The sequence below is a fragment of the Ruegeria sp. AM9 genome, from assembly GCF_056540565.1.
The window spans coordinates 80,092-101,704 of record NZ_JBQFWY010000003.1 but is presented as its reverse complement, the minus strand read 5'-3'; the positions used below and the strand labels follow the sequence as shown (position 1 = coordinate 101,704).

Genomic DNA, 21,613 nt, shown 5'->3' with positions numbered 1-21,613 from the left:
GATGCAATATATCTGGGCCATTCTGGGATTGATCTGCGTCGGGCTTGCGATGGTGGGCATCGTGCTGCCGCTGTTGCCGACGGTGCCGTTTCTGCTTTTGGCGGCGTTCTTCTTCGCCCGCTCGTCCTCGCGCCTGCATAATTGGCTGGTCACGCATCGCTCATTCGGGCCGCTGATCGTCGATTGGCAAAGCTCTGGCGCCATTCGTCCAGGCGCAAAAAAGGCGGCGACCCTTTCGATCGCCGCCGTGTTCGGGCTGTCTGTCCTGCTGGCCCTGCCCTCCCATGTCCTGATCATTCAGGCCGTGGTGCTGAGCGCGGTGATGATCTTTATCTGGACCCGTCCTAACGGCTGAGCTTGGCGCAAAGATCGTCCAGCTGATCCAGGTTTTCATAAGTCAGCACCACCTGACCGGTTTCGGTTCCGGCCTTGTGGTTGATCACAACCTTCATCGCCAGGATCGCGGAAAGGTCCTTTTCCAACGCCCGCGTGTCCGCATCCTTGCCCGCATCCAGGTTTCTGGACCGTGGCGCAGACTTGGCCGGATCACCCTGCTGTTTTTTCACCAGTGCCTCGGTCGCGCGCACCGAAAGCCCATCCCGCACAACGATTTTTGCCAGTTCAGACGGGTTTTCCGCCGTAATCAGCGCCCGCGCATGGCCTGCGGACAGCTTTCCTTCAATCACCAGCGTCTGCACATCCAGCGGCAGGGACAACAACCGCAGCAGGTTTGCGATATGGCTGCGGCTTTTACCCAGCGCTTCGGCGAGTTTTTCCTGCGTGTGCCCGAACCGGTCCATCAGTTGCTTGTAACCTGCCGCCTCTTCGACGGCATTCAGGTCTGCGCGCTGGATGTTCTCAATAATCGCGACTTCCAGCACTTCGGTATCGTCAAATTCGCGGACGATCACCGGAATATCGTGCAGCTGCGCCATTTGGGCAGCCCGCCAGCGGCGCTCACCTGCGACGATTTCATATTCACTGCCGTTGATTTCGCGCACGATCAGCGGCTGAATGATGCCCTTTTCTTTGACCGAGGCAGCAAGCTCGTCCAGTTGGTCCGGCGAAAACGTCCGGCGCGGCTGGTTCGGGTTGGCGCGCAGCTTTTCAATCGGGACTTTCATGTCCGGTCGACGAGGTTCTACCGGAACCAGACCTTCAGCTTCCTGCGTCACATCTGCCATCAGGGCCGACAATCCGCGGCCCAAACCTCGGGGTTTTGATTTCTTGACGGCCACTGAGCCCTCCTCACTGCCGCTCAGGCGGCGGCTTTCTTATTCTTATGAATGACTTCGCGCGCCAGATGCCGATACGCCATGGCTCCCAACGACCCCGAGTCATACTGCAGAACCGGCAAAGCGTAAGACGGCGCCTCACTGACCCGCACATTTCTGGGTATCTTGGTTTTAAATACCATCTCACCCAGATTGTCACGCGCGTCTTTTTCGACCTGACGGGACAAGTTGTTGCGGTTGTCATACATGGTCAACACAACACCTTCGATTCTCAGGTCCGGATTCGCGGTTTGGCGGACCTCTCGTATCGTCAGCATCAGCTGGGACAGGCCTTCCAATGCAAAGAACTCGCTTTGCAGCGGTACCAGAACGGAATGGGCCGCGACCATGGCGTTAACGGTCAGCAGATTTAACGATGGTGGGCAGTCGATGAGCACAAAATCCAGCTCGAACTTGTCGATTGGCGTCTGCCGCAGCGCATCATGCAGTAAATAGCTGCGCTTTTCGTTGGAAATCAGTTCGATATCTGCTGAACTCAGATCGACGGTCGCGGGGATCACAAAAAGACCTTCGATTTCAGTCTCTTGTACCACTGCCTCTAGCGGGGCATCGTCAAGGATCAGATCATAGGTCGTCCAATCCCGGTCCTCGACACCCAGACCGGTTGATGCATTGCCCTGCGGATCAAGGTCGACAACCAACACCCTGCACCCGGCTTCGGCCAGACCTGCAGCCAGATTGATCGCCGTCGTCGTCTTTCCCACCCCACCCTTTTGATTGGCAACCGCAATTATCCGGGGCCCTGAGGGACGAGACAGATCAACCACGCGATACTCCTTTGATCCTTAGGATAACAGCTTGGGGTTCAGTTAAACTTGTAATCGGCTCACACTCGAATTTCCATTCCTCGCGTGCGGCTTCCAGCTCTTTTTTCCAGCTTGCACCTTTCGGCAACAAAGCAATACCGGTTTTTCCTAAATGTCTGTCACAAAATGACAATAATACCTTAAGATCGGCAAGCGCCCGCGCAGACAAGACATCTGCCTGCAACGGCTCCACGGTTTCGATTCGCTTTGAAATGACAGTGCAATTTGCGCCGCATTCCCGTGCCACGCTGCGCAAGAACGCCGATTTGCGCTGATCGCTTTCCACGAATGTGAATTTGGATTCTGGCGCTTCTTCTATGGCCATGATTGCGCAGACCATACCGGGGAACCCGCCCCCGCTGCCCAAATCCACCCAGGTTTTGAACACATCTGCACAGCGGTAAACCTGTACGGAATCCAGAATGTGCCGCGTCCAGATGTCCATTAAACTGTTGCGGGATACCAGATTGATCTTGGGATTCCAGCGTTGCGCCAGATCTACATAGGTCTCGAGCCGCTCGAATGTTTCACGTGAAACACTCAAACCATCAAAGATCTCATGGCTCATGCCTTGCGTACCTTTTGCCCGCGCCTCAACTTGGCCAACAGCAACGTAAGTGCGGCTGGTGTCACCCCTTCGACGCGCCCGGCCTGAGCGATGTTCACCGGCCGGGCCTGAGAAAGCTTCTGTTTCATCTCGGATGACAGACCTTCCAGCGCAGAATAGTCGAAGTCCCGCGGTATTTCATAGGATTCATCGCGTTTCATCGCTTCGACATCCTTTTGCTGACGCGCAATGTAGTTCGCATAAAGCGCGTCCCGCTCGACTTGAAGGCGGATATCCGTTTCAACCTCTTCCAATTCCGACATAAGGGGAACCAGATCATCAAAGGAAACGTCGGGAAACGCCAGAAGCGCCATCCCATCCCGGCGGTTTCCATCCTGATTGACGTTGATTCCAACGGCGCGCACCTCTTTCGGCGTATATGTGCGATTGGTCAGCATGGATTTGGCGGCAGTGAGTTTTTCCATCTTTTCGCCGAACCGAATTTGGCGTTCCTCTCCGACACATCCGAGATTCGCGCCCAAGGGTGTCAGCCGCTGATCCGCATTATCCGCGCGCAAAGACAGTCGGAATTCTGCCCTTGAGGTGAACATACGGTACGGTTCGGCTACACCGCGCGTAGTCAGATCGTCGATCATCACGCCGATATAGCTGTCGGCCCGGGTGAAATGAACCGGATCGCGACCCAAAACGGACAGGGCGGCGTTAAGTCCGGCGACTAGGCCTTGCGCTGCGGCCTCCTCATATCCTGTGGTACCGTTGATCTGGCCCGCAAGATATAGACCAGGTGCATCTGGCAAGGACAGCGACGATGTCAGAACGCGGGGATCGACATAGTCATATTCAATCGCGTAGCCCGGTTGCAGGATTTCGGCCTTCTCCAATCCCTTGATTGAGCGCACATAATCCTGCTGCACATCCTGAGGTAAGGACGTTGAAATTCCGTTCGGATAGATCGTGTGGTCATCAACCCCTTCAGGCTCCAGAAATATCTGGTGCGTGTCCTTTTCCGCAAATCGAACGATCTTATCCTCGATCGAAGGGCAATATCTGGGCCCTACCCCATCTATATGCCCCCCATACATGGCGGAGCGGGACAGGTTCCTTTCGATGATCTCATGGGTGCGGGCGTTTGTATGCGTGATACCGCAGGAAATCTGCGGCGCAACAACCGAGGTGGAGAGAAATGAAAACAGCGTAGGATCGTCGTCCCCGTCCTGACGTTCGAGATCGGACCAATCAATTGTCCGACCGTCCAGCCTTGGCGGTGTCCCTGTTTTCAAACGCCCCATCGACAAATCAAGACTGTCCAAGCGTTCCGCCAGCTTGACTGAGGGCCGGTCCCCCATTCGCCCGCCCGGCCGGGAAACATCGCCAATATGGATAATGCCACGCAGGAAGGTCCCCGAGGTCAGGATAACTGCACCAGCGTGGATTTCGGAATCGTCGGCCAGCCTGATTCCAGCCACTCTGAGCCCGTCCATCAGAAAGTCGACCACCTCGCCCACTACGACCGTCAACCGATCCTGCGCCTGCGTCTCTTCTTGCATGGCAGCCCGATACAATGCACGGTCCGCCTGGGTTCTGGGACCCTGCACCGCTGGGCCCTTGCGACGGTTTAGCAGGCGGAACTGAATGCCTGCCTGATCCGCAACCCGGCCCATGACACCGTCCAGCGCATCAATCTCGCGTACCAGATGCCCTTTCCCCAAACCTCCGATGGCCGGGTTGCAGGACATCACGCCGATATCTGATGCGGACAGAGTGACCAAAGCCGTCTCGGCCCCCATCCGTGCGGCAGCATGTGCGGCTTCGGTTCCGGCATGACCGGCGCCAACTACAACAACATCGAACTTCGAATGTTTCACGTGAAACACTCCCTACTTACCCAGGCAGAAACTGGAAAATATCTCATCCAGCAGGTCTTCGACCCCAATCCTGCCAACCAGTGTTTCCAAGGCACGGATCGCCGTGCGCAGCTCTTCGGCAGCGATATCATACAGGTCCGGGCCCGATTCCAGAACCGCCATCGCCTCACCCAATGCTGCACTGGCATCAATCAGCGCGACGCGATGCCGTTCACGGGTCGCAATACCATGGCTAGTAGATCTCTCACCCAACACACACGATATATGGGATATTAGCTGATCAATCCCCTGCCCCGTTTTACCGGAAATCCCGCCATTGCCATCCTCACGGAGATCAGATTTCGGCAACATCTGAATGTCGCCCTCCAACATCTGAACGCCAAGCTCCGAGGTATCTTCGGTTAAAAACACCCGCAAATCGGCCGCATCGGCGCGTTTGCGGGCCAGTTCGATCCCAAGGTTTTCGACGTGATCCTCGGTTTCGCGCAATCCCGCCGTATCCAGCAGCGTCACAGGCAATCCACCAAGATCCATCCGAACCTCGATGACATCGCGAGTCGTCCCGGCATATTCCGACGTGATTGCCGCCTCACGCCCAGCCAAGGCGTTCAGCAAGGTCGATTTGCCCGCATTTGGCAGGCCAACGATGGCCACCTCGAACCCGGTCCGGATGCGTTCAGCGATCTTCACGCCATCCGCTTCGCGCTGCAGGTCCTGCATCACGCCGGTCACCAATGCGCGCACTTCCGGCGTAACGTCGGTGGGCACCTCTTCGTCGGCAAAATCAATGACAGCTTCCAGCAAGGAGGCCGCCCGGATCAGATCACGGCGCCAGCGTTCGGCCAATCCGCCCAGTTCCCCGGCCAGAATGGTCTGCGCCTGTTTCCGCTGCGCCTCGGTTTCGGCATCGATCAGGTCGGCAAGCCCTTCGACCTGGGTCAGATCCATCTTGCCGTTTTCCAACGCACGGCGGGTGAACTCTCCGGGTTCCGCCAGCCGCAGCCCATCCGTGTCCGACAGGCAGCGCATCACTGCATTGACCGAGGCGGTGCTGCCGTGAATCTGTAACTCAGCCACGTCCTCGCCGGTGAAACTGGCCGGAGCCCGAAAGGTCAGGATCAACCCATCGTCTAAACGCGAGCCATCGGTCGCATGCAAGCACCGAACCCGCATACCGCGGGGCGGCAACGGGCTGCCGGTCAGTCCAGCCGCAGCAGAATGCGCCAAAGGGCCAGAGAGGCGGATGACTGCCACCCCTGCTTTGCCCTGTGCGCTGGCCAAGGCGAATATCGTATCCATTCGAAGGCCTCGCGTCAGTTAAGACCTGTGTCAGGTATTCATCGAATCGAAGAACTCGCCGTTTGTCTTGGTTTGCTTCAACTTCGACAACAGGAATTCGATCGCGTCGGTGGTGCCCATCGGGTTGAGGATGCGGCGCAGGACAAAGGTCTTGGCCAGATCGCCCTTGTCGACCAGCAGGTCCTCTTTCCTTGTGCCGGACTTGAGGATGTCGATGGCCGGGAACACACGCTTGTCTGCAATCTTGCGATCCAGAACAATCTCCGAGTTGCCTGTACCTTTGAATTCTTCAAAGATAACCTCGTCCATCCGGCTGCCGGTATCGATCAGCGCGGTGGCGATAATGGTCAGCGAACCGCCCTCTTCAATGTTCCGTGCCGCACCGAAGAACCGCTTGGGCCGTTGCAAAGCGTTCGCGTCCACACCACCGGTCAGAACTTTACCGGATGAGGGTACCACAGTGTTAAATGCCCTACCAAGTCTTGTGATCGAATCAAGCAAGATCACAACATCTCGTTTATGCTCGACCAGGCGCTTGGCTTTTTCGATCACCATCTCGGAAACCGCAACGTGGCGCGTTGCCGGTTCATCGAAGGTCGAGGACACAACCTCACCCTTCACCGAGCGCTGCATGTCGGTCACCTCTTCCGGGCGTTCGTCGATCAGCAGAACGATCAGATAGCACTCGGGGTGATTTTGCTCGATCGAATGCGCAATATTCTGCAGAATCACGGTCTTACCGGTCCGTGGCGGTGCCACGATCAGCGAACGCTGGCCTTTCCCGATGGGCGAGACCAGGTCAATCACACGGGCCGACTTGTCCTTGATGGTAGGATCTTCGATCTCCATCTTCAGACGCTCATCCGGGTACAGAGGCGTCAGGTTATCGAACAGAATCTTGTGCTTGGCCTTTTCAGGATTTTCAAAGTTGATCTTGGTGACCTTGGTCAGCGCAAAATACCGCTCGTTCTCGTCTGGTGCCTTGATCTCACCTTCGACCGTGTCGCCGGTGCGCAGCGAATGCTGACGGATCATGTCGGGCGAAACATAGATGTCATCGGGACCCGGCAGATAGTTCGCCTCGGGCGAGCGCAGGAAGCCGAAACCGTCCTGCAGCACCTCAAGCACACCATCGCCACCGACGGTCCAGCCCTCATCCGCGCGTTCGCGCAGAATCTGGAACATCATCTCGCCCTTGCGCATGGTCGAGGCGTTTTCGATCTCCAGCTCTTCGGCCATTGCCAGAAGGTCTTTGGGGCTTTTGGCCTTCAGGTCGGCCAGATTCAGGGCATCAGTTGTCATGATATATACCTTCACCGCTGACAGCGCGGCACGAAGTGGAATTTCAGTACGGAAAATACGCCGCCCGGACGGGCGTGTTGATCCCTACATAAGCGCGGCAGCCGTCGGAGTCAAACCACTGCTCAGAACTTCAGAATGACCGCCAGAACGATGGCAACCATCAGAATGGTCGGAACCTCGTTCATCATGCGGTACTGCCGCCCAGTGAGCTTGTTTCGGCCCTCTACGAAGTCCTTGCGCCGCGCCATCAGCCAATGATGGAACCAGGTCATCCCAAGCACCGCTGCGCCCTTGACCCAGGGCCAGGACCAGTCCCAGCCGACAATGCCCGGCGTGAACACCATGATCAGCCCGCACACCCATGCCACGTACATCGCAGGCCGCATGATCACGCGCAACAGCTTGTCTTCCATTTCAAAGAAAATGGTCTCTGCCCCGTCGACGCTCTGGGCCTTTTCCACGTGATAGACGAACAGTCTGGGCAAATAGAACAGCCCCGCCATCCACGAGATCACGGCCATGATGTGTAAAGACTTCACCCACGGGTAAATCGTGAAAAGAAGATCGGTCATTCTGGCTCCGGGCGTTGCTCGGAACTCTCCCTAATAAAAAAATAAGAAAAGAAAAAGGATGATGGTTTTGTAGGGTGAACAAAATCCGTGGATTACTTTTTTACACATGTGTTTTCCCCAGGTGGAAAGTTACCCAGTTCAGCGGAGTGATTCTGTGAATGACAAAAATAACCATTTAATTTCATACAATTAACAATTACGCTCCATGATCTGTCTGGGGATAAAATCCTGGGTATCTGTGGAGTTCCCGCTTATCCCACCCATCCGACTTATCCTTGTCCCGGATGGACAGTGTTCGAGCGACTCAGGGAAGTTTTGGGCGAAATTCCCGGGGTTGCGTGTCAATCGGAAAACCATACAAACCGTTCAGGAACGCTCAACGATTTACACACGGGGTTGTCCACATGTCTGTCCCCATCATCCTGGCCTCAGGCTCATCCATTCGCGCGCAGTTGCTGGAAAACGCAGGCGTGCCATTTTCCGTTCAGGTCGCGCGTGTGGACGAGGATACCATGAAACGCGCGCTGCTGGCCGAAGGTGCCCCGCCCCGCGACATCGCTGATGCGCTGGCCGAGATGAAGGCCCGTAAGGTTAGCGACAAAACCCCCGGCGCGATGGTTCTGGGCTGTGATCAGGTGCTGGATTTCGACGGGCAGTTGCTGTCCAAGCCCGAAACCCCCGAGGACGCGCTGGCGCAGCTCAAGATGATGCGGGGTAAACGGCATATGCTGTTGTCGGCGGCGGTGATCTATCGGGATGGCGAACCGGTCTGGCGCCATGTCGGCCAGGTGCGTCTGCGGATGCGGATGAGTTCGGACGCTTATCTGCGTGACTATATCGACCGCAACTGGGACAGTATCCGCCACGCGGTGGGCGCCTATAAGCTGGAAGAGGAAGGCGTCCGCTTATTCGCCACCATTGACGGCGACTATTTTAATGTCTTGGGTATGCCCCTGTTGGAACTGCTTGATTTTCTGGCCGTCAAAGGGGTGATCGATCAATGACGCATAACCGTATTCCATTGGCCGGGGTGATCGGGCATCCGATTGCGCATTCCAGATCGCCGCAACTGCACGGACATTGGCTGAAGAAATATGGTCTGGCCGGGCATTACGTTCCGATGGATGTGGCTCCCGAAGATCTGGAGACGGTGCTGCGTACTCTGCCCAAAGCCGGGTTTGTCGGGACCAATGTCACGGTTCCTCATAAAGAAGCAGTGTTGCGCTTGGCCGACCATGTGACGGAACGCGCATCGCTGATAGGCGCGGCGAATACGCTTGCGTTTCAGGAGGATGGTTCGATCCACGCGGACAACACCGACGGCTATGGGTTTCTTGAGAACCTGCGCAGCGGTGCGCCGGACTGGACGCCCTCGGGCGGCTCGGCCGTGGTGTTTGGCGCAGGTGGCGCGGCGCGGGCGGTGTTGCAGAGTTTGCTGGAGGCCGGTGTGTCCCAGATCATGCTGACCAACCGCACCCGCGAACGTGCGGATCAGCTGCAGGAGGAGTTCGGCGACCGTGTTGCCGTGGTGGATTGGCTGCAGGCGGGAAATGTCATCGAAAACGCAGAACTGGTGGTCAACACGACCTCTTTGGGGATGCAGGGGCAGCCGGAATTACGCGTGCCGCTGGATGGGCTGCAGCCGGGTGCCGTTGTCACCGATCTGGTCTATGCCCCGCTGAAAACCCGCCTGCTGCAATCGGCGGAACAGGCCGGCTGCACCACCGTCGACGGGTTGGGCATGTTGCTGCATCAGGCGGTGCCCGGGTTTGAACGCTGGTTCGGCACCCGCCCCGAGGTGACAGATGATCTGCGCGCGGCGGTTTTGGGATGAGTTTCGCGCTTGGCCTGACGGGCTCGATCGGAATGGGCAAAAGCACCACGGCGCAGATGTTCGTGGACGAAGGCTGTGCGCTGTGGGATGCGGATGTGGCTGTACATAGACTCTATTCAAGGGGCGGAATAGCTGTCGAACCGATGCGCGCGGCTTTTCTGGACGCGATTGTCGATGGTGCGGTCAGCCGCGATGCGCTGAAACGGATCATCGCGCAGGACCCGTCTGCGTTGAAACGTATCGAGGCCATTGTGCACCCGCTGGTCGCAGCGGATCGGGCTGCGTTCCGGGAGCAGACCAAGGCGGATATTCTGGTATTCGATATCCCCCTGCTGTTCGAAACCGGTGGCGACGCGGCGATGGATGCGGTTGCCTGTGTGTCGATCCCCGCGGACGAACAAAAGCGCCGCGTGATGGAGCGCGGCACCATGACCGAGGCACAGTTCGAACAGATTCGCGCCAAGCAGATGCCGAATGACGAAAAATGCGCGCGGTCGGATTATGTTATCGTGACAGATACGCTGGACCACGCCCGCGCGCAGGTGCAGGATATGGTCAGGCAGATACGGGCGGGGCTGGCAGATGCGTGAGATTGTACTCGATACCGAAACCACAGGGTTTGACCCCGAAAGCGGCGACCGGATCGTTGAAATCGGTGCGGTCGAGCTGTGGAACCACGTGGCCACCGGTGAGACCTATCACGTCTATATCAACCCCGAACGCTCGATGCCCGAAGAGGCGTTTGGCGTGCATGGCATCGGCCCTGACCTGCTGGAAAACCCGCGCCCGCCGGAAAAGGGTGAGGTGACGCTGAAGGACAAGCCGGTCTTTGCCAAGGTCGGTCAGGGCTTTCTGGATTTCATCCAGGATTCCAAGCTGGTGATCCATAACGCATCCTTCGACATGAAGTTCCTGAACGCAGAACTCAGATGGTTGGGTCTGCCGCAGATCCCGATGGATCAGGCGCTGGATACGCTGGCGATTGCGCGCAAACGTTTTCCGGGTTCGCCCGCCTCGTTGGATGCTTTGTGCCGACGGTTCAATATCGACAACTCGAACCGGACGTTGCACGGAGCGCTGCTCGACTCGGAAATTCTGGCCGAGGTCTATCTGGAACTGATCGGCGGGCGGCAGCCGGATTTCGGACTGTCCACCTCCGCTGCTTCGGGTGCCGGAGGACAGGACGATTGGCGCCCGACGGCGCGCCCGACCCCGCTGGCGTCGAAGATCACCGACGAAGAACGTGCGGCGCATGAGGAATTTGTCGGGAAACTGGGCGAAAACGCCCTGTGGACCCGCGCCTGAGACCGATCCCGGCGCGGGTCAAACCGATCAAGCTTCGGCTTTTTGGGCTTCGGCCTGGCGACGCATCAGTTCGTTGCGATACAGCGAGACGAAATCGATGTTGTCCAGATTCACCGGCGGATAGCCACCGTCGCGGGTAATGTCGCTGACGATGCGGCGCAGGAACGGGAACAGCATCCGCGGGCATTCGATCATCAGGAACGGATGCAGCTGATCCTCGGCCACGCCTTCGATGTGGAACAGGCCGCAATAGTCGATCTCGCACAGGAACAGAACGTCCTCCATGCCCTTGGCTTTCGACTTGAGGTTCAGCTTGATCGCCACCTCGTACTGATGCTCGACCGAACGCTTTTTCGCGTCCAGGTTCACCTGAACCGCGATCTCGGGTTGAACGTCACCGGACACGCCTTTTTGCGCCATCACGTTTTCAAAGGACATATCGCGAATGAACTGTCCCAGAACGCGCATCTGAATTTGCGGGGCGGCCTGTGCCGCGGTGTTTTCTGCAGGGCTTTCGTCAGCCATGGATCTACTCCGAAAATGAAATTCGCTACTGCTTAGCAAGTTGGGCGCGGCACCTCAATGCGGGTCACGGGCCTTCGACCCATTTGGATGGCTTTGAGGGGTCCTGACGGGGCCGGACTTCGGTAAATTCGCCGTCGATCACATCATCATCGGTCGGCGCCGGCCCGGACCGGAACTGCGCCCCGCTGCCCATCTGGAATTGCGTGATCGTGACTTTCGACTTGAGATAACGGAAAACGGCCACCCGAATGCCCGGTACAAGCAGCGCAAAGCCGACCGCATCGGTGAAAAATCCCGGCGTCAGCAGCAGAACACCGGACAGCAGGATCATTGCACCATGGGCCAGAGGTTCGGTCGGGTCGTCCAGTTCGGCGAAGGATCGCTGCAGGTTGGCCAGTGCCATGCGACCTTGTGTCCTGACCAAAGCGGTACCCAGAATTGCGGTCAGAACCACGATCGCAAGCGTTGGCCACAGGCCGATCAGACCGCCAACCTGAATGAACAGGGCGATCTCGATGATCGGAACCAATAAAAATGCCAAGAACAGGTACATTTGCGTTATCCTTTACCTAAGGCCGGGCGGTGGACTTGCCACGAACTGTCACCTACATAGTGGCATGAGGCTGCGTATACAAAGCCGCAGTCTGAAAAGAGGATGAAATGAACGAACCGATGATCCAGTTGCTGGTCCTGGCCGGAATTGCCGTTTTCCTGATCCTGCGCCTGAAAAGCGTGCTGGGCACGCGTGAAGGTTTTGAAAAACCACCCGTGCAGCAGCAGCCCGATACACAGAACGCCCGCCGCGGGTTCGAGGTGATCGACGGTGGCCCGGATCACGACATCACAGACCACGTCGCCGAAGACAGCGAGCAGGCACAGACCCTGGCCGCGATGAAGCGGGTTGAGCCCAGCTTCTCGGTCAGTGAATTTGTGCAGGGCGCGCGCGGCGCCTATGAAATGATCGTCATGGGGTTCGAAAAAGGAAATCTGGACGAAATCCAGCCTTTCCTGTCCGAAGAGGTGTTTGACACCTTCGTTTCCGTTGTGGCCGCCCGCGAAGATCAGGGGCTGACCATCGAAGCCGAGTTCATCGGTGTCCGCGAAACCTCGCTGACCGATGCGAAATTCGACAAGGATACCAATCAGGCCGAGATCACCATGAAATTCGTGGGTGAACTGACCTCGGTCGTGCGGGATCGCGGCGGCGACATCATCGAAGGCAGCCCGAACACCGTCAAACGCCAAAAGGACAGCTGGACCTTTGCCCGTGTCATGGGCTCGGACGATCCGAACTGGCTGCTTGTTGCCACGGACGCATGATTGCCGCATTCCGGTCGCTCTTACTGGTGGGCGCAATGACCACCGCAAGCGCCGCCGGAGCCGAGGCGACGCGCTTGATCCTGTCTTTTGATGATCTTGAGGGCTGGGCCGCCGATGATCACGGCGCGGCCCTTTCGGTATTTCTGAATACCTGCGGTGATCTGGACGATCCGGACTGGCGTGCGCTGTGTGGTGTGGCACAGACCTATGAGGCCGATGCCGCACGCTCCTTCTTTGAGTTGTTTTTCCGGCCGGTTCTGGTCGAAGACGGCCAGGATGCGCTGTTCACGGGGTATTTCGAACCGGAACTGGACGGGTCGCGCACCCGGACGGATCGCTTCAAATACCCGATCTACAAAATGCCGCCCGAGGCGCGGACCGAAGGGCCGTGGCTCAGCCGCCGGGACATCCTGACCGGAGATGTCATGACCGACCGGGGCCTTGAAATTGCCTGGGTCGATGACCCGGTCGAGCTGTTCTTTCTGCAAATCCAGGGCTCGGGCCGTATTCGTCTGGCCGATGGCGGGGCTTTGCGGGTCGGCTATGGCGGGGCCAACGGGCATCCTTATCGCTCGATCGGCTCGGAACTGATCCGGCAGGGCGCGCTGGGGGCGCATCAGGTCAGTGCCCAGATGATCAAGGCCTGGGTGCGCAAGAACCCCGAGGCCGGGGCGGAATTGCTGTTTCACAACCCCTCTTACGTGTTCTTTCGCGAGGTGACCCGCGTCGCGCCAGAGTTCGGGCCGCTGGGCGCGATGAATCGGTCGGTCACCACCATGCGCAGCATCGCCGCCGATCCGGCTTTTACGCCGTTGGGGGCTCCGGTCTGGGTGGAAAAGGACGGGAAAGAACCGCTGCGCCGGCTGATGATCGCGCAGGATACGGGTGCGGCCATCAAAGGTGCACAGCGGGCGGATATCTTCTTTGGCACCGGGGATGCGGCGGGACAGGCCGCCGGACGTCTGAAAGATCCGGGCCGGATGATCCTGCTGTTGCCGACCCAGCGCGCCTATGCCCTGATCCCGGATGAATTCTGATGCCCCGCCGCAAACTGACCTCTGAAGAGATCGAGCTGTGGCGCAAGGTCACCAAACAGGCCGAACGCCTGCACCCCGAGCTGCCGCAATCGGTGCATCCGACCACCCTGCCCAAGCCAAAACCGTCGAAATCGCCAAAGATGCGTCTGGAGGGGTTTGAAGTCGGCCAGACCGCGCGGATCAAGCCGGTGCGTCATGCGCTGAAGCCGTCGGTGACTGACAGCCTGCGGGCCAGCCCGGTGCAGATGGACACCAAGGCCTTCGGGCGGATGAAACGCGGCAAGCTCAGGCCCGAAGGCAAGCTGGATCTGCACGGGATGCGGGTCGACACGGCGCATCCGGCGCTGATCCGCTTTGTCCTGACATCACAGGCGCAGGGCAAGCGGCTGGTTCTGGTCGTAACCGGCAAGGGCAAGGACCGGGATGAGCCCGGCCCGATCCCGACCCCGCGCGGCGTGTTGCGCAATCAGGTGCCGCACTGGCTGTCGATCCCGCCGCTGGCGCAGGCGGTGCTGCAGGTGACGCCCGCGCATATCAGCCATGGCGGCGATGGGGCCTATTACGTGTATCTGCGGCGCACCCGCTAGAACTCGGTCCGGGCGCGGCGGATACCGATCCATGCCAATACGCAGACCAGCACAAAGAAGACGGCGATCCACAGGAACTGAGTGCTCAGCGAAACACCCCGGTCGATCAGCACTCCGGTCAGCGCCGGGCCGATGGCTGATCCCAGCACCATAACCGCTGTGGCCAGCGCCTTGATCGCACCGATATGCCGGGTGCCGTAGAACTCGGCCCAAAAGGCGCTGGGAAGGGTGTTGTTGGCGCCGACGGTCAGGGCCAGAAAGATCAGGCCGATCAATGCTCCGCCGATCGTGTCCGTGACCGAGAGGATGGCAAAGCCGACCGCCATGGGCAGTTGGTAGAACGGCATGATCCGCGCGGTGCCCCATTTGTCCAACGCCCAACCCGCCGCAAACATCGACAGGATCGAAACCCCGGTGAAAACCGGGAACAGGGCCACCAGTTGGATATGCGGCCAGTCTTTGACCTCGGCCAGATGGACCTGATGAAAGAAGAAGGCGGTGATGAAGGCCGATGGTCCAAGGATCGCAGGCGCCATGAACCAGAACAGAGGATGAAGCAGCGCCGCACGCCGGGTCCAGTGCCGGTGCTGCATTCCGGTGGCAGCGTGATCGCCCGCCAGGCTTTGCGGCGTGCGTTCCTGCCGCAGCAAACGCATCAGGACCGGGATGCCCAGAATTGTCGCGCCTGCGGCTACCACCCACAACCAGCGCCAGTCCAGAAAACCCATCGCAGCCACAAAGATCAGCGGCAGCAGGGATTCCCCGATCGCATAGCCCAGCGAGGCGATGGACAGCGCCTTGCCCCGTGTCAGGGTGAACCAGCGCGCCATCGCGACCTGCGCCAGATGGACGCTCATCCCCTGCCCGAAGAGGCGCAGCAGAAAGATCACGAGGGGCAGCAGGAATAGCGCGCTGTTCGTTGCCATCGCCAGAGCCGCAAGCGCCAGACCGGACAGAACCACTGGCCCCAGCACCCGAACGCGGAAGATGTCCGTCAGCCCCCCGGCCCAGATCATCACAACGGCCGATACCGTGGTACCAAGCGAGTAGATCGCGCCCCATGATCCGTGGCTCAGGCCGAACTCGGCGCGAATATGGCCCGAGAAGATCGAGATGAAGAAAGTCTGCCCAAAGCTGGACATGAAGGTCAGAAGAACACCCGCGCTCAGCCAGTTCGCGTTTTCGGCCAGATACCGACGCAGGCTGAACGACGTCACGGAGTGGTCACCTGCGCCTGCCCGGTTTCCGTCAGCACAATCTCGGTCGCGCCATCGGGGTTGCGTTGGCTGCGCGGCACCAGAACGTCTATGCCGGGCCGCTCATCGGGGCCGAAGGTGCTGCTGACCCGCCGCACCGAACTGAGGATGGCCAACAGCGCCGGAGAGGTGGCGGCCACGAAATGCGACGACTGCGCATCGCTGTTGAACGCGGTGGTGTCGATCACGTTGATCGGAAACTCGGCCAGATCGTCGATCGAGCTGATATTGCCCAGCCGTTCGCCCCTGGCCGTTCCCCGCAGACGGGCCGAGATGTTCAGGATTTTGTCCTTCTGCGAAACCATGACCACAAACGGATCGGGCGGCGTGTCGATCCGCTCCATCTGCGAGCGGAACAGGTCCACGTCCAGATCGGGCGAAATCAGGATAATCCCTTCGAGGTTCCTGTTGGACCAGCCGGGTTCCTGCAACTCGGCCTGTCGCATCATCTCCATCGACAGGGCGCTGCCCATCGAATGCGCCACCAGAATGACGCGCTTGACGCCCATGGATTTCAGTTCGCGAATGGTCTGTTCCAACCCGTCGCGGGCATACAGCATACTGTCCAGATCGTAGGCATACCCGTACCCTGTCGCGCGGCTGGGCCAGGAATAGACAAGGATCTGTCCGGGCAGTCCGATGTCATGGGACAGCTGAGCGGCGCGGAAGATGGTTTCCGTCTGGGTCGAGTTATAGCCGTGCACAAAGATGGTAACGTCATCCTGACCGCGCAGATGTTCCCGCAAGCCTTGCGGGCCGTCCAGTTCAGTTATGCCTGCCAGAACAAATTCCTTTTGCGGATTCGGGTTAGCATAAGAAAACTCCAACGTCCCCGGCGTGTGGTTCGGAGGGATCGAAACCTTGGTTTCCAGGAATTGCAGCGTTTCGCCTCGCTGGAAACCGTATGATCCATCCGCCTCGCGGGCGCGGGTGGTGCTGGCAAACACGGTCAACGGCGTTCCCACGTTCACGGCCGAAGGCACGGTTTCCGTGATCGTCCGGTCAACGCAGGCAGTCAGGGACAGGGAAGCAATCAGAATGATAAAATAGCGCAGCACGGGGCAGACCTCGGAACCTTTTGCGCCAAGCTATCGATTTCTCGCCCCACGTCCAGCGACATGGGGCAAGGGGGGCGGCGAAAACCGGCTGGCGGTGTTACAGAACGTAACGGCTGAGGTCGGTGGACTTGGTCAGCTCGCCCAGATTGTCGTCCACGAACTGCGCATTCACGGTGATCTCGGCCCCGGCCTGATCGGGCGCGGTAAAGGACAACTCTTCGAACACCCGTTCCATCACGGTATAAAGCCGCCGCGCACCGATGTTTTCGATGGTCTGGTTCACATCTGCGGCGATGCGGGCCAGTGCCGCGATGCCGTCTTCGGTAAAGCTGACGGTGACCTCTTCGGTGCCCATCAGGGCGGTGTATTGCAGGGTCAGCGCGTTGTCGGTTTCGGTCAGGATGCGCACGAAATCCTCCTCGGTCAGTGCACGCAGTTCCACGCGGATCGGCAGACGGCCCTGCAATTCCGGCAACAGGTCCGAGGGTTTGGCGATGTGGAACGCACCCGAGGCGATGAACAGGATGTGGTCGGTTTTCACCGGGCCATGCTTGGTGCTGACGGTGGTGCCCTCGATCAAAGGCAGCAGGTCGCGCTGCACGCCTTCGCGGCTGACATCACCACCGCGTGCATCAGAGCGGGCGCAGACCTTGTCGATCTCGTCCAGGAACACGATGCCGTTCTGTTCGACCGACTCCAACGCCACCCGGTTGACGGTTTCATCATCCAGCAGCTTGTCGGCCTCTTCCCCGATCAGCGCGTCATAGCTTTCGGCGACGGTCATGCGTTTCTTGACGGTGCGCCCGCCGAAGGCTTTGCCGAAGATATCGCCCAGGTTCATCATGCCCATCTGGCTGCCGGGCTGGCCGGGAATGTCGAACATCGGCATCGGGTTCGAGCTGTCGGAAAGCTCCAGCTCGATCACCGTGTCATCCAGTTCCCCGGCTTTCAGCTTTTTGCGGAACATCTCGCGCGTGGCCTCGCGGGCGTCGGCACCGGCGATGGCTTCGATCACGCGATCCTCGGCAGCCTGATAGGCGCGCGCCTTCACATCCTCGCGCATGTATTCTCGGGTCTGGATGATGGCGGCATCGGCCAGATCACGGACGATCTGTTCCACGTCCCGGCCAACATATCCGACCTCGGTGAACTTGGTGGCCTCGACCTTGATGAAGGGCGCGCGGGCCAGTTTGGCCAGACGGCGGCTGATCTCGGTTTTGCCGACTCCGGTGGGGCCAATCATCAAGATGTTCTTTGGGTAGACCTCATCGCGGATGTCATCGGACAGTTGCTTGCGCCGCCAGCGGTTGCGCAGCGCCACGGCCACGGCCCGCTTGGCATCCTTCTGGCCGATGATGAAACGGTCCAGTTCCGAGACAATCTCGCGCGGGGTCAGGTCGGTCAAGGCGCAATCCTTTCGGTCGGCATAGCAAAACTTGGGCTTAGGTAATCACCGTTGAGGCGAAAACAACCAAGCCTTTTTCATTGGCAGCGTTGGTTAGCAATGCCCCACCCGGTTTGCAAATGCTTTCCATAGGTGAAACGTGCCCGCTCTGATACAATGATTTCAAGGCGTTGAGGGTCAGGAGCGCGGACATGACGAAAATTGCCAAGATCACCTTGCTGTTTGTGGTGTTTGTCGACCTGATCGGACAGGGGTTGGTTTTCCCGATCATCAACTCGCTGATCATGGAGACAAAATCCGGTTTCCTGCCCGAAAGCACGGCCATGGGCACGCGGCATCTTTACTATGGCCTGGTGATCGGATGTTTCTTTCTGTCCTGGTTTCTGGGCGTGGTCTACGTCTCGAAAGTGTCGGATTCGATCGGCCGCAAGAACGCGCTGCTGGTCTGTCTGAGTGGCGCGCTCGCCGGGTATGCGCTGACGATTGCGGCGCTTTATCTGAACAGCCTGCTGCTGCTGATTGTCGGGCGTTCGATCACCGGATTCACCGCCGGGAACCAACCCATCGCACAGGCGGCGATGATTGACGGCAGCACCGATGCCGCCGACCGGGACCGCAATATGGGCTATATCATCACCGGCGTCAGCTTCGGCCTTGTCGGCGGGCCTATCATTGGCGCGGTGTTGTCCGATGCAACGTTGCTGGGCAGCTTCGCGACGCTGAAAACCCCCTTTTACGGTGCCTTTGTTCTGGTGCTGATCGCGATTTTCCTTGTGTTGTTTTTCTTCAGGGACATGCGGACCGAGCGGACGGCCTTTGTCTTTCGCCCGCGCGACGTAACCGACAGCCTGATCGCCGTGCGCGAACATCCGATGGTTCTGAAAATCCTGCCGGTCTATGCGCTGTTCATGATCGCCAACGTGACCTTCTATGTGTTCGTTGACAATTTCCTGACCAGCGCCTGGGGATACGGTGTGATCGGCGGCAGCATGGCGATGGTGGTGATCGGCTTTGCGCTGGCGTTTTCCAGCACATTCCTGGTGAAACCGGCGCAGGAGAGGTTCAGCAAGCACCAGATCATCTATACCTCGCTGGTGGTGATGGTGATCTGCGGTTTTGGCTTTGCGTTCAGCCCCAGCGGCGTGCTCAGCTATGTGCCGGTGTTTTTCTTCTATTTCTTCTTCGGCGTGTCCTACCCGACCCTGCTGGGCCTGTTTTCATCAGCCGTCAGCGAGACCGATCAGGGTTGGGTCATGGGGGTGACCACGGCGGTCTTCTGCCTTGCGGGCGGGGTCATGTCCCTGATCGGCGGTGGATTGATGAGCTTTGATATCCGCCTGCCCTACTACATCGTCATCGCGACGGCCCTGATGGGCCTGATCGGGATGCACCTGCGCTGGAAGGGCAAAGAGATCAAGGCGCTGTTAGCTTGAAATAGTCTCAACCGTCAGATTGCCGTTGGTATAGACGCAGATATCGGCGGCAATCGCCATCGCCTCACGCGCGACCTGTTCCGCCGGTTTGTCCCCATCCATCATCGCACGGGCCGCGGCCAGCGCGAAGTTGCCCCCCGATCCGATGGCTGCCACGTTGTGTTCCGGCTCAAGCACGTCGCCTGCTCCGGTGATCACCAGCAGATCCTTGCCATCGGTGACGATCAACATCGCCTCAAGCTTTTGCAGGTACTTGTCGGTGCGCCAGTCCTTGGCCAGCTCGACCGAGGCGCGGGCCAGTTGACCGGGCGTCGCCTCAAGCTTGGCCTCCAGCCGTTCCAGCAGGGTGAACGCGTCGGCGGTCGATCCGGCGAAACCGGCCACAACCTCGAACCCGCCCGGCGACAGGCGGCGCACCTTGCGGGCGGTGCCCTTGATCACGGTCTGGCCCAGGCTGACCTGTCCGTCGCCGGCAATCACCACATGGCCGCCCTTCTTGACGCCAATGATCGTTGTGCCATGCCAACCGGGAAAATCGCTGTCTGCCATCAGGGCCTCCGTTCTTCGCTGGCATCCTATATGGGCCGGACCCGCCCGCAGCGCAACAGTTCACAAACTGCCTAAATGATATGCACAGAACGCAAATCGGGGTTACCGGACTAGCAATTGTGAGACTCAGCCCGCGGTCCTAAATGAAGCTCACAACCGACGAAGGGTCGGCTGTTTCAGTTTTAAGGAATGCGCAAATGGCAACCACCGCAAATATCCATGCGCCGCTCGGAGCAGCTACCATCCTGCATGTAGTGGACGCGTTCACCGCAGCTTTTGAAAAAGCAGCCGAATGGAACGAAGCCCGCAAGACACGCGCGCTGTTGGCCGAGCTGAGCGACGCACAGCTGGACGACATCGGCCTGTGCCGCGCGGATATCGACAATATCTGATCCGCGATCAGGACAACCGCAGAAGATGAGCCGCTCTTTCGAGCGGCTTTTTCTTTGTCAGGACAGTTTGTATTGGCCAGACAGATCGGGCAGGAACGCCTCGATGGCAGCGGTTGCCACGACATGCCGGGTTCCGGCCTCGATATCGGCCACGTCCAGACCACCCTTGACGGCCCGCACCTCGGCCCGGCCGCGGGGCAGATTTGCAGCGATCAGGTCGCAATCCACTTGATCCGGTTCCTGTACGCCAATCGTGACCATCACCCGCATCTCGGCATGATCGATGCCCAGCTTGGAAAACAGCGTGATCGAGGAATGGTGCAGCGCATCCTGCACCGCCCGCCGCGCCGCCTTGGTGTAATCCTGGCCGTACAGGTCGTTGCCGGTACCCATCTCAAGAATGATGCGTTTTTCGCTCATGCCACCGGCTCCATGTCGAATGAGACAACGACCGCCGCATTGGCAATGACGGTGTGCCCCCCGGTATGGGGTTTTTCGATATCCAACCCGCCCTGCGTGACAGTGATATTGGGCTGGCCATAGGGAAAGATGGCTTTCAGCGCATCCCGATCCACCTGATCGGGTTTCTGCACCCCGATCTCGGCATCGATGATCATCGCTTCCTTGGGGAAATCGAACAGCTCGGCCATGTTGACCGAGTTGTGCCACAGCGCGTCCTTGATCGCCCGCCGAGCGGCCTCGGTGTAATCCTGGCGCCGCAGCGATGTGCCCATGCCGAATTCAACAAGAACCCGTGTCTTTGCCATCTGACCCTCCGGCGAAAAAAAGGCGCCCGGTGCGGGGCGCCTTAGATCTGTGTGATCCAAACGGATCAGATGGATTCGTCGATCCAGCTTTGCAGCGCCGCTTTCGGAGCCGCACCAGCGCGGTTCGAAACAACCTGACCGTCCTTGAAGATGAACAGCGCCGGAATGCCGCGCACGCCCATGGCGGCGGCTGCGTTCGGGTTGCTGTCCACGTCTACCTTGGCGATTTTGATCTTGTCACCATATTCAGCGGCCAGCTCTTCCAGAGCGGGGCCGATCTGCTTACAGGGGCCACACCATTCGGCCCAGAAATCGACAACAACGGGGATGTCGGAATTCTTGACTTCTGCGTCAAAGGTATCGTCGGTTACGGCTACGGTCGACATTCTCTGTCTCCTGAATGGGGTAAACTCGGGAACAGAACGTAGGGGCCGGGCA

General features: G+C 59.0%; 25 protein-coding genes and 1 pseudogene. 10 read left to right on the top strand and 16 right to left on the bottom strand.

Annotated features, from left to right (window positions below; translation table 11 throughout):
• Position 1 precedes the first annotated feature (1 nt).
• Entirely contained in the window at positions 2–355 is a 354-nt protein-coding gene (locus ACR0DO_RS07715) for a YbaN family protein (protein WP_480557652.1), read from the top strand.
• Here ACR0DO_RS07715 and ACR0DO_RS07710 read toward each other — a convergent pair.
• The 7 genes from ACR0DO_RS07710 to ACR0DO_RS07680 all read right to left on the bottom strand — a co-directional run bounded on the left by ACR0DO_RS07710 (position 345) and on the right by ACR0DO_RS07680 (position 7,707).
• The gene (locus ACR0DO_RS07710) at positions 345–1,238 is read right to left on the bottom strand and encodes a ParB/RepB/Spo0J family partition protein (RefSeq protein WP_480557650.1); all 894 of its coding nucleotides are present in this window, start codon (positions 1,236–1,238) and stop codon (positions 345–347) included. The two genes, ACR0DO_RS07715 and ACR0DO_RS07710, sit on opposite strands and share 11 nt — an antisense overlap.
• Positions 1,239–1,258: 20 nt before the next feature.
• Complete coding sequence (locus ACR0DO_RS07705) at positions 1,259–2,062, bottom strand: ParA family protein (protein ID WP_170334297.1); 804 nt, start codon at positions 2,060–2,062, stop codon at positions 1,259–1,261.
• A complete protein-coding gene (rsmG, locus tag ACR0DO_RS07700) occupies positions 2,055–2,669 on the bottom strand; it encodes a 16S rRNA (guanine(527)-N(7))-methyltransferase RsmG (RefSeq protein ID WP_480557647.1) in 615 nt (204 codons plus the stop codon). The genes ACR0DO_RS07705 and rsmG overlap by 8 nt, the downstream gene beginning before the upstream one ends.
• The gene (gene mnmG / locus ACR0DO_RS07695; RefSeq protein WP_480557645.1) at positions 2,666–4,534 is read right to left on the bottom strand and encodes a tRNA uridine-5-carboxymethylaminomethyl(34) synthesis enzyme MnmG; all 1,869 of its coding nucleotides are present in this window, start codon (positions 4,532–4,534) and stop codon (positions 2,666–2,668) included. Before mnmG ends, rsmG begins: the two co-directional genes overlap by 4 nt.
• A gap of 12 nt (positions 4,535–4,546) precedes the next feature.
• Entirely contained in the window at positions 4,547–5,833 is a 1,287-nt protein-coding gene (mnmE, locus tag ACR0DO_RS07690; RefSeq protein WP_480557643.1) for a tRNA uridine-5-carboxymethylaminomethyl(34) synthesis GTPase MnmE, read from the bottom strand.
• Between the two features lie 30 nt (positions 5,834–5,863).
• Entirely contained in the window at positions 5,864–7,135 is a 1,272-nt protein-coding gene (gene rho, locus ACR0DO_RS07685) for a transcription termination factor Rho (protein ID WP_170444757.1), read from the bottom strand.
• Positions 7,136–7,257: 122 nt separating this feature from the next.
• On the bottom strand, positions 7,258–7,707 hold the full coding sequence (locus ACR0DO_RS07680) for a CopD family protein (RefSeq protein WP_170444760.1): 450 nt from the start codon (positions 7,705–7,707) through the stop codon (positions 7,258–7,260).
• Between the two features lie 404 nt (positions 7,708–8,111).
• On the opposite strand from ACR0DO_RS07680, the gene ACR0DO_RS07675 reads away from it, so the two are divergent.
• The 4 genes from ACR0DO_RS07675 to dnaQ are packed head-to-tail and all read left to right on the top strand — an operon-like array spanning position 8,112 to position 10,846.
• A complete protein-coding gene (locus tag ACR0DO_RS07675; protein WP_480557640.1) occupies positions 8,112–8,711 on the top strand; it encodes a Maf family protein in 600 nt (199 codons plus the stop codon).
• On the top strand, positions 8,708–9,541 hold the full coding sequence (locus ACR0DO_RS07670) for a shikimate dehydrogenase (protein WP_480557638.1): 834 nt from the start codon (positions 8,708–8,710) through the stop codon (positions 9,539–9,541). The genes ACR0DO_RS07675 and ACR0DO_RS07670 overlap by 4 nt, the downstream gene beginning before the upstream one ends.
• Positions 9,538–10,131: a dephospho-CoA kinase gene (gene coaE / locus ACR0DO_RS07665; RefSeq protein ID WP_480557636.1), complete on the top strand. Its 594-nt coding sequence runs from the start codon at positions 9,538–9,540 to the stop codon at positions 10,129–10,131. The genes ACR0DO_RS07670 and coaE overlap by 4 nt, the downstream gene beginning before the upstream one ends.
• Positions 10,124–10,846, top strand: coding sequence for a DNA polymerase III subunit epsilon (gene dnaQ / locus ACR0DO_RS07660; protein WP_480557634.1), 723 nt, complete (start codon positions 10,124–10,126; stop codon positions 10,844–10,846). Before coaE ends, dnaQ begins: the two co-directional genes overlap by 8 nt.
• 27 nt (positions 10,847–10,873) lie before the next feature.
• On the opposite strand, the gene secB is transcribed toward dnaQ, so the two are convergent.
• Positions 10,874–11,371 (bottom strand): protein-export chaperone SecB, encoded by a 498-nt coding sequence (gene secB, locus ACR0DO_RS07655; protein WP_170444774.1) that lies wholly within the window; start codon positions 11,369–11,371, stop codon positions 10,874–10,876.
• 64 nt (positions 11,372–11,435) lie between these two features.
• Positions 11,436–11,924, bottom strand: a complete 489-nt coding sequence (locus ACR0DO_RS07650) for an FxsA family protein (RefSeq protein WP_170444777.1) — start codon at positions 11,922–11,924, stop codon at positions 11,436–11,438.
• Between the two features lie 107 nt (positions 11,925–12,031).
• On the opposite strand from ACR0DO_RS07650, the gene ACR0DO_RS07645 reads away from it, so the two are divergent.
• Genes ACR0DO_RS07645 through ACR0DO_RS07635 form a run of 3 tightly spaced genes read left to right on the top strand, consistent with a single transcriptional unit; the run spans position 12,032 to position 14,315 of the window.
• On the top strand, positions 12,032–12,691 hold the full coding sequence (locus ACR0DO_RS07645) for a Tim44/TimA family putative adaptor protein (RefSeq protein ID WP_480557632.1): 660 nt from the start codon (positions 12,032–12,034) through the stop codon (positions 12,689–12,691).
• Positions 12,688–13,728, top strand: coding sequence for a murein transglycosylase A (gene mltA, locus ACR0DO_RS07640; protein WP_480557630.1), 1,041 nt, complete (start codon positions 12,688–12,690; stop codon positions 13,726–13,728). The genes ACR0DO_RS07645 and mltA overlap by 4 nt, the downstream gene beginning before the upstream one ends.
• On the top strand, positions 13,728–14,315 hold the full coding sequence (locus ACR0DO_RS07635; RefSeq protein ID WP_480557628.1) for a Smr/MutS family protein: 588 nt from the start codon (positions 13,728–13,730) through the stop codon (positions 14,313–14,315). The genes mltA and ACR0DO_RS07635 overlap by 1 nt, the downstream gene beginning before the upstream one ends.
• Here ACR0DO_RS07635 and ACR0DO_RS07630 read toward each other — a convergent pair.
• The 3 genes from ACR0DO_RS07630 to hslU form a co-directional block, all read right to left on the bottom strand.
• Positions 14,312–15,532 (bottom strand): MFS transporter, encoded by a 1,221-nt coding sequence (locus ACR0DO_RS07630; RefSeq protein ID WP_480557626.1) that lies wholly within the window; start codon positions 15,530–15,532, stop codon positions 14,312–14,314. The genes ACR0DO_RS07635 and ACR0DO_RS07630 overlap by 4 nt on opposite strands.
• Positions 15,529–16,629 carry an alpha/beta hydrolase gene (locus ACR0DO_RS07625; RefSeq protein ID WP_480557624.1) on the bottom strand — a complete coding sequence of 367 codons (1,101 nt, stop codon included), beginning with the start codon at positions 16,627–16,629 and terminating at the stop codon, positions 15,529–15,531. The genes ACR0DO_RS07630 and ACR0DO_RS07625 overlap by 4 nt, the downstream gene beginning before the upstream one ends.
• A 97-nt stretch (positions 16,630–16,726) precedes the next feature.
• A complete protein-coding gene (gene hslU, locus ACR0DO_RS07620) occupies positions 16,727–18,034 on the bottom strand; it encodes an ATP-dependent protease ATPase subunit HslU (RefSeq protein ID WP_480557622.1) in 1,308 nt (435 codons plus the stop codon).
• Between the two features lie 191 nt (positions 18,035–18,225).
• Between hslU and ACR0DO_RS07615 the strand changes: the two genes are divergently transcribed.
• A complete protein-coding gene (locus ACR0DO_RS07615) occupies positions 18,226–19,467 on the top strand; it encodes an MFS transporter (protein WP_170672576.1) in 1,242 nt (413 codons plus the stop codon).
• Here ACR0DO_RS07615 and hslV read toward each other — a convergent pair.
• The gene (hslV, locus tag ACR0DO_RS07610) at positions 19,459–20,016 is read right to left on the bottom strand and encodes an ATP-dependent protease subunit HslV (RefSeq protein ID WP_170444797.1); all 558 of its coding nucleotides are present in this window, start codon (positions 20,014–20,016) and stop codon (positions 19,459–19,461) included. The two genes, ACR0DO_RS07615 and hslV, sit on opposite strands and share 9 nt — an antisense overlap.
• Before the next feature lie 197 nt (positions 20,017–20,213).
• Here hslV and ACR0DO_RS07605 point away from each other — a divergent pair, with 197 nt between their 5' ends.
• The gene (locus ACR0DO_RS07605) at positions 20,214–20,408 is read left to right on the top strand and encodes a DUF1127 domain-containing protein (RefSeq protein WP_170444800.1); all 195 of its coding nucleotides are present in this window, start codon (positions 20,214–20,216) and stop codon (positions 20,406–20,408) included.
• A 57-nt stretch (positions 20,409–20,465) separates the two neighbouring features.
• Here ACR0DO_RS07605 and ACR0DO_RS07600 read toward each other — a convergent pair whose 3' ends face one another.
• The 3 genes and pseudogenes from ACR0DO_RS07600 to trxA form a co-directional block, all read right to left on the bottom strand.
• Positions 20,466–20,828, bottom strand: coding sequence for a Lin0512 family protein (locus tag ACR0DO_RS07600; protein ID WP_480557619.1), 363 nt, complete (start codon positions 20,826–20,828; stop codon positions 20,466–20,468).
• The gene (locus ACR0DO_RS07595) at positions 20,825–21,175 is read right to left on the bottom strand and encodes a Lin0512 family protein (protein WP_480557617.1); all 351 of its coding nucleotides are present in this window, start codon (positions 21,173–21,175) and stop codon (positions 20,825–20,827) included. The genes ACR0DO_RS07600 and ACR0DO_RS07595 overlap by 4 nt, the downstream gene beginning before the upstream one ends.
• Before the next feature lie 65 nt (positions 21,176–21,240).
• Positions 21,241–21,579 (bottom strand): annotated as a pseudogene (gene trxA, locus ACR0DO_RS07590) (thioredoxin); the annotation flags it as partial.
• Positions 21,580–21,613 lie beyond the last annotated feature (34 nt).

Bases quoted from the DNA above. Each gene is read 5' to 3' on its own strand.
- ACR0DO_RS07715 (WP_480557652.1), top strand. From the start codon at position 2: ATGCAATATATCTGGGCCATTCTGGGATTGATCTGCGTCGGGCTTGCG.
- rsmG (WP_480557647.1), bottom strand. From the start codon at position 2,669: ATGAGCCATGAGATCTTTGATGGTTTGAGTGTTTCACGTGAAACATTC.
- mnmE (WP_480557643.1), bottom strand. From the start codon at position 5,833: ATGGATACGATATTCGCCTTGGCCAGCGCACAGGGCAAAGCAGGGGTG.
- rho (WP_170444757.1), bottom strand. From the start codon at position 7,135: ATGACAACTGATGCCCTGAATCTGGCCGACCTGAAGGCCAAAAGCCCC.
- ACR0DO_RS07680 (WP_170444760.1), bottom strand. From the start codon at position 7,707: ATGACCGATCTTCTTTTCACGATTTACCCGTGGGTGAAGTCTTTACAC.
- ACR0DO_RS07675 (WP_480557640.1), top strand. From the start codon at position 8,112: ATGTCTGTCCCCATCATCCTGGCCTCAGGCTCATCCATTCGCGCGCAG.
- ACR0DO_RS07670 (WP_480557638.1), top strand. From the start codon at position 8,708: ATGACGCATAACCGTATTCCATTGGCCGGGGTGATCGGGCATCCGATT.
- coaE (WP_480557636.1), top strand. From the start codon at position 9,538: ATGAGTTTCGCGCTTGGCCTGACGGGCTCGATCGGAATGGGCAAAAGC.
- dnaQ (WP_480557634.1), top strand. From the start codon at position 10,124: ATGCGTGAGATTGTACTCGATACCGAAACCACAGGGTTTGACCCCGAA.
- secB (WP_170444774.1), bottom strand. From the start codon at position 11,371: ATGGCTGACGAAAGCCCTGCAGAAAACACCGCGGCACAGGCCGCCCCG.
- ACR0DO_RS07650 (WP_170444777.1), bottom strand. From the start codon at position 11,924: ATGTACCTGTTCTTGGCATTTTTATTGGTTCCGATCATCGAGATCGCC.
- ACR0DO_RS07645 (WP_480557632.1), top strand. From the start codon at position 12,032: ATGAACGAACCGATGATCCAGTTGCTGGTCCTGGCCGGAATTGCCGTT.
- mltA (WP_480557630.1), top strand. From the start codon at position 12,688: ATGATTGCCGCATTCCGGTCGCTCTTACTGGTGGGCGCAATGACCACC.
- ACR0DO_RS07635 (WP_480557628.1), top strand. From the start codon at position 13,728: ATGCCCCGCCGCAAACTGACCTCTGAAGAGATCGAGCTGTGGCGCAAG.
- ACR0DO_RS07615 (WP_170672576.1), top strand. From the start codon at position 18,226: ATGACGAAAATTGCCAAGATCACCTTGCTGTTTGTGGTGTTTGTCGAC.
- hslV (WP_170444797.1), bottom strand. From the start codon at position 20,016: ATGGCAGACAGCGATTTTCCCGGTTGGCATGGCACAACGATCATTGGC.
- ACR0DO_RS07605 (WP_170444800.1), top strand. From the start codon at position 20,214: ATGGCAACCACCGCAAATATCCATGCGCCGCTCGGAGCAGCTACCATC.
- ACR0DO_RS07600 (WP_480557619.1), bottom strand. From the start codon at position 20,828: ATGAGCGAAAAACGCATCATTCTTGAGATGGGTACCGGCAACGACCTG.
- ACR0DO_RS07595 (WP_480557617.1), bottom strand. From the start codon at position 21,175: ATGGCAAAGACACGGGTTCTTGTTGAATTCGGCATGGGCACATCGCTG.